2 protein-coding genes are annotated in these 10,166 nt (G+C 76.2%); both read right to left on the reverse strand.

Translation table 11 applies throughout. The features are described from left to right. A partial coding sequence (locus MNZ29_RS22370) for a GYF domain-containing protein (RefSeq protein ID WP_242341144.1) occupies positions 1–1,089 on the reverse strand: 1,089 nt, incomplete at its 3' end. Positions 1,090–1,146: 57 nt separating this feature from the next. Further along, positions 1,147–10,044 carry a tetratricopeptide repeat protein gene (locus tag MNZ29_RS22375; RefSeq protein ID WP_242356800.1) on the reverse strand — a complete coding sequence of 2,966 codons (8,898 nt, stop codon included), beginning with the start codon at positions 10,042–10,044 and terminating at the stop codon, positions 1,147–1,149. Between the last annotated feature and the right edge of the window lie 122 nt (positions 10,045–10,166).

Raw genomic sequence — 10,166 nt, forward strand, 5'->3', positions numbered from 1 at the left:
CGCCACCGCGCCCGGCGGAGGGGCGACGGGCGCGCCGGCGCTCGCAGGGGCGGCCGGTGCGGGCGCCTGCTGCTGCACGGAGGCGGGCTGCGCGCTCGCAGGGGCGGGCGCAGGCGAGGGAGCGGGCACGGCCGCGACGGCCGGGACGCGCTCGAGCTGCTTGTTCGTGTACCAGACGACGCCGGCAGCGCCGGCCGCGACGAGGAGCGCCACGGCGGTCACGCCGACCCCGACCGCGCGCGAGATGCTGCGGCGGCTGCGCGCCTCCTCGGCGCCGCGCGCCACCGACGAGCGGCGCTCGATCTTCTTCTCCTCGGTCTTCTCGAGCCCCTTGATGGGGAGCGGGATCGCGCCGGTCGGATCCACCCCGCCGCCCTCCGGCAGCGCGTCGACGAGCGACTTCACGCCGCCGAGGGACCTCGGCTCGGCCTTCTGCGCCGGCGCGCCGCTCGAGGCGATCTCCTCGCTCGCGAGGGCGGCCAGGGCGGAGGCCGCCACCGGCTTCCAGGAGACGTCCGCCCCCGGCTGCGCGGCGAAGTCGCCGCGCGAGGCCTCCGGGCGCGGCTCGACGGGGCGGGACCCCCTCCCCTGCGGCACGGGCGCGAGCTGCGCCGCGAGCTCCGCGACGCTGGAGAGCGGCTGCCAGTCGCCCATCCCCGGACGCCACACGAGCGAGTCGGGGCCGACGTCGCCGCCCTCCCACTTGCGCTTCACCTCGGCGATCGGCAGCGGGCCGACCTGCGCCTGCCCGATCGCGACGTACCACTCGGTCGAGGGCGCCGGGGCCGCCGCGATGCGTGCGGCGTCCTCGTCGCCCATCGCCTGCGTGGCCGAGAGGTCGGGCGCGGGCTCGGGCTTGCGCGCGGGCGCGTCCCCGAAGGCGTTGTCGAACGCGTTGCCGAGCTCGACGTCGAGGCCGCCGCTGGGGATGGGGGCGGACGCGGCGGGCGCGACCGCGGGCTCCTCCGCGGGGCGGCGGACGTGGATGACGGTCCCGCACTTCTTGCAACGGACCTTCACCCCGGACGGCCCGACCTTCTCGTCCGAGATCATGTACTGCGCGCTGCAGCTGTCGCAGGTGAATTTCATGGGTAAGCCCGCGTCGATCCTAGGTTTGGGTAGCGTCCAGCGTCAAGGAGCGGGACCTCACGCCGGCACCACGCAAGACACCCCGAGCTTCTCCCGGAGCGTGCCGTACTCCTCGGAGACGCAGAACCCCGCGAGGTCGCGGAGGCGCGTCTCCTCCCTCAGCTTCGAAACCTGGGGCTTCTCGGCGACCACCGCCCGGCGGACCACGTCGAGGTCGCCCGCCACGAGCGTGGCCACCCGGTTCGAGGTCAGCTCCGCGCCGTCGAGGTAGGCCCGGACGTCGCCCGGGTGCTGCAGGTCGCAGTAGCTCCGGGCGAGGAGCTTCAGGGTGTTCTTGGTGACGTTCTCCGGCAGCGTGCGCTCGAGCTCGCGCTTGAGCTTCTCGACGAGGTGCGGATCCGCCGTGACGACGAACCGGGAGCTCCCCACCGAGCAGGCCGCCTGGAAGACGAGGTCGAGCTGGTCGTGCGGCATGAGCCGGGCGAGCAGGAGCTCCGGGCGCGCGAACGCCATCGCCTTCGCGATCGCGAACCAGAGCTCCTTCTTGGGCCGCTCCCGGAACATGTCCTCCGAGGCCACGAGGCCCGCCGGCTCCGTGGGCACGAGCTGCAGCCGCTGCGGGACGTCGTCCTTGCGGAAGAGCCGCAGCCGCCCCTCGAAGCCGAGGGTGCGCTCCACGTACTTGAACATGTTCGCGAAGAAGAGCATCGAGCCGCGCACGTCGAGCTCGTCCTTCTTCGGCGTGATCCCGAGGTCCTTCTCGCGCTGGACGAACATCCCGCGGGCGTGCAGCGCGAGCAGCGTCATGATGTCGGCGAGCGGCCCCTTCACGCGCTCGTGGAGGAGGAGCGCCCAGAGCGCGTCGTCGAGCGGCCGGCTCGCCTGATCGCGCGCGAACTTCTTGAGGCGGCCGACCACCTGGACCTCGTCGCCGCTCGCGCCGCCCAGGAGGTGGACGCGCACCTGCGCCGCGCCGTAGGCGAGGTCGTACTGCTTGCGGGCGGCGTGGAGCGAGACGAGCGCGGAGGCCGCCTTCTGCGGCTTCGCCCCGAGCTTCACGAGCTGCCGGTAGGCGGCGATCGCGCCGGCCTCCTCGCCGGGCTTCTTCGCGGCGAGATCGGCGTAGGCCTCGAGCGCGGCCGCGTCCTCCGTGTCCGAGCGCGCGACGACGCCGTAGGCGGTGCGGGCGCCGTCCTCGTTGCGGAGCACGTCGCGGTAGAGATCGCCGAGCGTCCGCCACAGCGCGACGCGCGCCTGCGCGACGTCGGGCGTCTTCGGGAGCCGCTGGATCATCCGCACGTACGCCTGCTCGAGGTCGGTCCAGCGCTTCCCCTTCGTGAGGATCTCCTCGATCTTCGCGAACGCCTGGACGAGGCGCGGGTTCCGATCGAGCGCCTTCTCGAGCTCCGCGACCGCCGCGGTCTCGTCCTTCACCTCGTCCTGCAGGACGTCGGCGAGCGCGGCGTGCAGCCGCGCCGCGCGGACCGGATCGGCCTGGACCTCCGGGCGGGCGATGATCTGCGCGAGCACGTCGGCGGACTTCTGGCCCTGGCGCGTCTCGCGGTAGAGGCCGAGGAGCGCCTCGGTCACCGGGAGCGCGGTGGGATCGAGCTTCGAGGCGGCGAGGAATGCGTCGATCGCCTGGTAGGGATCCTTGAGCCGGTCGCGACAGGCCTCGCCGATGGCGACGAGGTTCGCGAGCTTGGCCGGGCCCTCGAGGAGGGGCAGCAGCCGCTGCCGCTGCTCCACCGCGCCCTCCACGTCGCCCATCGCCTCCAGGGCGGCGACGAGGCTCTTGCGCGACGGCTCGTGGTTCGCGTCGATCTCGAGCGCCTTCTTGTAGGCGTTCGCGGCGCGCTCGGTCTGCCCGAGCTTCCCGGCGATCTCGCCGATCTGCCAGTGCGTCTCGACGACCTCGAGATCGGTGAGCGCGTCGCGGTGGTGCACGATCACGGTCGTGAAGATCCGGAGCGCCTCCTCCCACTGCTGCTCGGCGACGAGCAGGTTCCCGAGCCCCTCGAGCGCGGGCAGGTAGGTCGAGTCGAGCTCGTAGGCCCGGCGGTAGCACGCGAGCGCCTTGTCGCGCTTGCCGAGCTTCTCGGCGACGTAGCCCTGGCGGTAGGACTGCCGGCAGAGCTCCTTCGGATCCCCCTCGAGCGCGAGCGCCTCGACCACCCCGTCGAGCACGCGCTCCGCGTCCGGCCAGCGCGCCTGCGCGACGTAGATGTCCGCGAGCGGCCGCGCCGCGTCGGGGAAGCCCGCGGTGCGCTTCAGCGCCTCCTCGTAGTAGCGCGCCGCCTGATCGCGGTCGTCGCGCTCCTCGTGGTAGATGCGGCCCGCCGACGCGTAGAGGCCGGTCTTCTCCGCAGCGTCCGGCGTGTAGCGGGCCTCCTCGAGGAGCATCTCCAGGAACCGGTCGCGATCCCGCTCGCGCTCGGCGATCCCCTTCAGCGCGCGGAGGGCGGGCAGGCAGCCCGGGTCGAGCTGCAGCGCGCGCGCGTACGCCTCCTTCGCGCCGGCCGCGTCCATGAGCATGTCCTCGTGGATGGCGCCGATGCGGACGTGGATCTCGACCGCGTCCCGGGCGCCGCCGGCGATGCGCGCCTCGCGGCGCAGCATGTCGAGGGCCAGGTTCCAGTTGCCGCTCCGCTCGTACAGCCGGCCGAGCGCGGAGACGGCCTCGCGCGAGTCCGGGTCGAGCTGCAGGGCGTGGTTGAAGATCGCCTCCGCGCGGTCGACGCGGGACATCTCCTTCCACCACACCTCGCCGATGGCGACCTCGAGCGCGACCTGCTCGCGCCGGTCGGTCACGAGCGACAGGTGGTGCTGCATGACGCTGATGAGCCGGTCCCAGAGCCCCTCGTCGCGGTAGAGCCGCTCGAGCCCCTTCACGGCGGCGAGGTTGCCGCCGTCCACGCGGAGGATGGCCTCCTCCTTCTCGATGGCGGCGCGCGGGTCGTGCAGCTTCTCCTCGTGGATCCCCGCGCTCTTCGCGAGGATCCGCACCCGCTCGCGCGGGTCCTCGGCCAGCGCGATCTGCCGCTCGTAGACCCGGTTCAGCTCGGCGAAGCGGTCGAGCTTCGTGTAGAGCCGCTCGAGGCCGGCGAGCGCGCCCGCGCTCCGGTCGTCGAGCCCGAGGACGGTCCGGTACGCCTCGACCGCCGCCTCGTCGTCGCCGATCTCGTTCTCGTAGAGCGCGGCGATCTGGAGCTGGAACGCGATCCGCTGCGCGTCGTCCGGCGCGAGGTCGCGCGCGCGGGAGAGCACGCCCGCGAGGTCCGCCCAGCGCTGCTCGCGCCGGTAGAGGCCGGAGAGCGCCTCGAGCGCGAGCGCGTCCGCGCCGTCCAGCTCGAGGACGCGCCGGAGCGCGCCCACCGCCTCGTCCACGTCGCCGAGCTCGCCGTCGTAGATCTTCGCGACCTCGAGCAGGGTCGCCTTCTTCTCCTCGAGCCCCGCCGCCGCCTCGAGCTTCTGCTCGAGGGTGATGACGAGGTCGCGCACGCGGCCGCGCCGCTTGAAGAGCTCGGTGAGCGCCTCGAGGGCCTCCGGGCTCGCCGGATCCGCCTCCAGCGCGCGGCGGAAGGCGGCCTCCGCGCCCTCCAGGTCGTCGAGCCGCTCGTCGCGCAGCTTGCCGAGCCGGAGCATGAGCCGCGCGCGCACGATCCCGCGCGCCTCCTCGGAGACCTGCTCGAGCACCCCGGCGAGCTCCTCGTGCGCCTCGGTCTCGTCGGCGAGCCGCTCCGCCGCCTCGAGCGCCTCGGCGTCGCCGGGCGCCTCCCCGAGCGCGCGGCACCAGGAGAGGAAGGCCATCTCCTTCTGGCCGAGCTTCTTCTCGTGGACGCCCGCGACCTCCTTCAGGAGCGCGACCTTCTCGGCGGGATCGACCACGTTGGGGGCGAAGACGTCGCAGGCCCGCGTGAACGCGCGCCAGTTGCCGGCCGCCTGGTGGATGGCGCGCAGCGCGTCGTAGGCGGTCCGGTTGGCCGGGTCGAGCTCGAGCACCTTGTCGAGCGCCGAGGCGGCGGCGTCCGGGCGACGCTGCTGCTTCCAGAGCTCGGCCACCGCCAGCCAGGCCGGGATCGCCTCGGCGGGCCCGCCCTGCGCGGCGAGGAGCGCCGCGCGGGCCTCCGCCGCCCGCACGCCCTCGGCGGCTGCGCCGGCCGCCCGGAACACCTCCTCGATCCGCACCAGCTCGTCGGCCCCGTGCGGCTCGATGTCGAACGCGAGCTTCGCCTGCTCGATGGCCTCGCGCTTGTTGCCGGCGCGGAGCAGCACCTCGGCGAGCTCGAGGCGCACGCGCTTCACGCCCGCCGCGTCCTCCTGCACCGGCACGAGGCGGCGGTAGACGCCTGCGAGCGCCTCCACGTCGCCCTGCGCCGCGTGGATGTCGCGCAGCGCCTCGAGCGCCCGGCGGTTCTTCGGATCCGAGTCGAGCACCGCCTTGTACGACTGGGTCGCCTGCGCGAGGTCGCCGAGGCGCGAGCCGAGGATCGCCCCGAGCTTGTCGTTCAGCCGGGCGATCTCCCGCCGGTCCACGGTGGCCTGCACGCGCAGGCGCAGGTGCTGGGCGAGGTCCTGCCAGCGCTCGAGCCGCTCGTAGAGGTCCTCGAGCGCGGCGAGCGCGCCGTCGTGGCGCGGCCGCGCGGCGAGGAGCTCCTTCCAGAGCGCGACCGACTCGTCGAGGTGGCCGAGGTCGGCCGCCAGCGCGGCCATCTTGGCGAGCACGCGCTCGCGCGCCGCGGCGTCGCCGGGCGCCACCCGCTGCGCGGCGAGGTTCCGGAAGAGGTCCTCGCGCCGGCCGGCCGCCTCGTAGAGCTCCTCGAGGGCGCGGAGCGAGGCGACGTGGCGCGGGTCGGCCGCGGCCGCGGCCTCGTAGGCCTCGGCGGCGCGGTCCGGCGCGGCGAGCCGCTCCTCGCACAGCTGGCCGAGCCGGAACAGGGTCTGCACCCGGTCCGCCCCCTGCGCGACGTGGGCGCGCTGCGCGAGCACGTCGGCGAGGTCCTCCCACTGCTCGAGCCGCTGGAAGAGCCGCTCGAGGGCGGGCAGCGCCTGCGCCGCGGAGCTCTCGTCGAGCGCGACCGCCTTCCGGTAGAAGCCCGCCGCGCGGGAGGGCTCGGCGAGCTTCTCCTCGTAGAGCGCGCCGAGCCGGAGGGCGACCTGGGCCGTCTCCACCGGCGGGAGCCGGTCGAGCTCGTCCTCGTAGATCGCCGCGAGCTCCTCGTCGTGCCCGCTCGTCTCGGCGAGCGCGTCCATGCGGGCGCGCAGCGCACCGTCGGCAGGGTCCTCGCGGAACGCCTTGCAGAGCGCCAGGAACGCGAGCTGCGGGTCGCCGAGCTGCCGCTCGCGGAGCTCCGCGAGCTGCACGTAGAGCGCCTTGCGCTCGAGCGGGTCCGGCCGCTCCGCGGCGCGCAGCTCGAGCACCGCGGCCTGCTTGGCGGAGTCGCCGCCGCGGCCGTACGCCCCCTCGAGGATGGTCGCCGCGCGCGCGTTCGCAGGATCCTTCTGGAGCATCCCCTCCAGCCGGGCGATCGCCTCCGGGTGATCCGGGCGGGCCGCGAGCACCTCCTCGTAGAGGGAGAGCGCGCCCTCCCGGTCCACGAGGCGCGTCTCCTTCAGCTCGGCGAGCCGCTGGCGCAGCGGCACGAGCGCCGCGTCGTCGCCGGCGGCGGCCGCGGCGTCGATCTCGCGCGCGAGCACCTCGCCGAGGTCCACCCAGCGCTCGGTCCGGACGCAGAGCCGGTCCATGCGCGCGAGCGCGTCCCGGTCGTGCGGGGCGACGTCCAGCAGCCGGCGCAGGCTCTGGATCGCGCCGGCGAGGTCGCCGAGCCGCTCGTCCTGCACGGCGGCGAGCTCGGCGAGGAGCGCGGCGAGGCCGTCGGGCGACTCCTCCTGCGCGATCGCGCGCCGCAGCGCCTGCGCCAGCGCCTCGGGCTCTCCCCCCTCGCGGAGGGCGGCGACGAGCCCCGCGGTCGCCTCCCGGTCGTCCGGCGCGAGGTCGAGCAGCCGCTGCCAGGCCTCTGCAGCGCGGCGCGGATCGTCGTTCGCGAGCCGCGCGATGCGCCGCTGGTACTCGGCGCGCGCGGCGGGGTCGAGCGCGCGATCGGCGTGCTCCTGGAGCAGCGCCCCGAGCTCGTCCTCGAGGCCGGCCGCCTCCGCGTGCCGCGCGGCGAGCTCGAGCGACTCGAGCGCGTCGGGGTCGGCGGCGAGGGCCCGGCTCGCGGCGAGGAACGCCATCTCCGAGTTCTTGAGCTGACCGCCGTACACGGCGGCGACCCGGCGCAGGAGCGCCGCGCGGGCGGCGGGCTCGGTCTGGTGGGCCGCGCGCGCCTCCAGCACCTCGATCACCTTCGCGTGCTCGCCCTCGGCCGCGAAGATCGGCTCGAGGAGCATCGCCGCCTCGACCGCGGCGGGCCCGCTCCCGCGGGCGAGGTCCTCGAGCGCGGCGAGCGCGGCGGGGTGGCGCGGCACCTTCTCGAGCACCGCGCGGTAGCAGTCGAGCGCGCCGTCCGCGTCCGAGAGCCGCTGGTGGCGGATCCGCCCGAGCCGGTAGCGCAGCTCGGCGGCCTCGGCGACCAGGTTCGGCTGCCGGTCGGCGACGGCGACCTCGCGCGAGAGCACGGTGGCGAGCTCGTCCCACTTCTCGGCGGCGCCGAGCAGCTTTCCGAGCAGGCGCAGGGCGTTCGGGTCCTCGGGATCGACCGACAGGATCTTCCGGTAAGCGGCGACCGCGCCGTCCCGGTCGGAGAGCTGCTCAGCCATGATCTTCGCCACCTCGAGCAGGAGTTCCTTGCGTGCGACCGCGGCCGGAGCGACGTCGGCGAGCCGCCCGAGCGTCCGCGCCAGCTCGCGGTGCGCGCCGAGCTTCCGGTAAACGCGCGCGAGCGCGCCCAGCACCTCGGCGCTCGGCGCGACCTCCGCGATCTTCTCGTACCAGCGCGCCGCGGCGTCGGGCCGGCCGAGCCGATCCGCGGAGATCACCGCGAGGCGCCGCTCGAGCTCGAGCGAGACCTGCGGGGAGAGCCCCGGCGTGCCGAGCGCGTCCTCGAACGCGCCGGCGAGCTCCTCCCAGGCGCCCGTCGCCGCGGCGAGCCGCTCGAGCTCGGCGCGGGCACCGGGCGCGTCCGCGCCCCGCCTCAACGCGCCCTGCAGCTCTCGCAGCTTCGCGCCGAAGGCGCGCCCGCGGTCCCCGAGCCGCTCCTGGAGCGCCGCGATCTCGGCGAGGAGCGGCACCCGCTCGGCGTCGTCCGACGTCTCGAGCCGCACCTCGAGGAGCGCCGCCAGCTTCCGCGCGTCGCCGGCTGCGCGGTGCACGTCCTCGAGCACGCGCGCCGCGTCGCCGCGCGCGTCCGGCCGCGCGAGGAGCCGCTCGAGCCCGGCGACCGCGCCCGGATCGCGCGGCCGCTCGGCGAGCACGTCGGCGTACGCCTCGATGGCGGGGCGCGCGTCGGCGCCGGCCTCCAGGGCCGCGGCGCGCTTCAGGAGCAGCGGCACCCGCCGCCCGGGATCCCCGGCGGCGCCGTGCGCGAGGGCGGCGACCACCTCGAGCCACTCCGCGTCGCCCCGCGGCAGGAGCCGCTCGAGCCCCTCCAGCGCCGCGACGTCCGCGGGCGCCTCGGCCCGGGCGGCGCGGTACGCCTCGAGCGCCGCGGCCGGATCCCCGAGCTCCTCGGCCACGCGCGCCGCGTGGAGCAGGTGCTCGGCGCGCTCGGGCCCCTCGGCGAGCGCCGCGCGCCGCCGGGCGAGCTCCAGGAGCTCGGACGCGGAGCGCGCCGCTGCGTAGAGCGCCTCGAGGGCCTCGAGCGCCTCCGCGTCGTCGGTGACGGACTCGAGCACCCCCCGCCACGCCTGGATCGCCGGGGCGCCGCCGCCGTGCTCGGTGCGCAGGCGCGCGGCCTTCCGGCGCAGGGCGAGCCCCTCGTCCGGAGCCTCCGACCGGGCGGCCTCCTCCCACACGTCGCACAGCGCGTCCTCGTTCCCCGTCGCGCGGGCGAGCCGCTCGAGGTCCTCCGCGACCCCCGCGCGCGCGCCGCCGCCCTCGGAGAAGGCGCGGCAGGCCGCCACGAAGGCCATCGCGGGCTCGCCGAGATCGCGCTCCATCACGGCGCGGATCTCGGCGAGGAGCCCGGCGCGCTCGGCGGGATCCTGGATCGCCGCGAGGCGCCCCTCGCGCGCAGCGATGCGCTGGGCGTGCTCGCCGGCCTGCGTGAGCGCGGCGTCCGCGAGGTCGAGCGCGTCCCGGCCGACCTCGCCCGGCGTCGCCGCGAGCGCGACGATCGCGTCGCGCGAGGCGATCCGGGCCGGATCGCGGCGGAGGAGCTCGCCGTGCAGCTCGAGCGCCCCCGCCGGATCGTCGAGGCGCGTGCGGCGGAGCTCGGCGAGGCGCGCGGCGGCCTCCGGATCGAAGCCGCGCGCGAGGCGCCGCTCCAGCGCGGCGGCGAGGTCCGCGGGCCGGTCGAGCCGCTCGTGCAGCCGCTCCAGCGCTGCGCCCGCCTCCGCGTCCTCGGGGGCGAGGGCGGCCACGCCGCTCCAGGCGGCCGCGGCGCGATCCGGGTCGCCGAGCTTGCCCTCGGCGACGGCGGCCTCCTCGCGCAGCGCGTCCTCCCGCGCCGCGGGGTCGGTGGCGCGGCGCGCGATCTCGGCGCAGACGTCGGCGAGCTCGCCCCACCGCTCGCGCGAGCGGTGCAGGCGGCGCAGGGCGGAGAGGGCCTCGCGATCGCCGGGCGCGGCGGCGAGGAGGCGGCTCCACCCCTCGGCGGCGCGGTCCGGGTCCTTGCGGCCGTCGGCGAGCTCCGCGCGCTCGCGGAAGATCGCGGCGCGCAGCTCCGGCGGCGCGCTCTCGCCGATCGCGTCGTACACGCGGGCGCACGCCTCCTGCTCCTGCGCCTCTGCGGCGAGGCGCCGGAGCTCGGCGCGGTGCGCGGCGTCTGCGGGCGCGGCGCGCACCGCCTCGGCCATCGCGAGGAACGCGAGCGAGACCTGGTGCAGCTCCTGGTCGTGGACCCGCGCGGCGGCGCGCCAGGCGGCGGCCCGGGCGGCGGGGTCGGCGGCGAAGCGCGCCTCGGCCTCGTGGGCGCGGG

It is taken from the genome of Anaeromyxobacter sp. SG64 (assembly GCF_022690745.1).
Classification (GTDB): Bacteria; Myxococcota; Myxococcia; order Myxococcales; family Anaeromyxobacteraceae; genus Anaeromyxobacter; species Anaeromyxobacter soli.

Bases quoted from the DNA above. Each gene is read 5' to 3' on its own strand.
- MNZ29_RS22375 (WP_242356800.1), bottom strand. From the start codon at position 10,044: ATGGCCGAGGCGGTGCGCGCCGCGCCCGCAGACGCCGCGCACCGCGCC.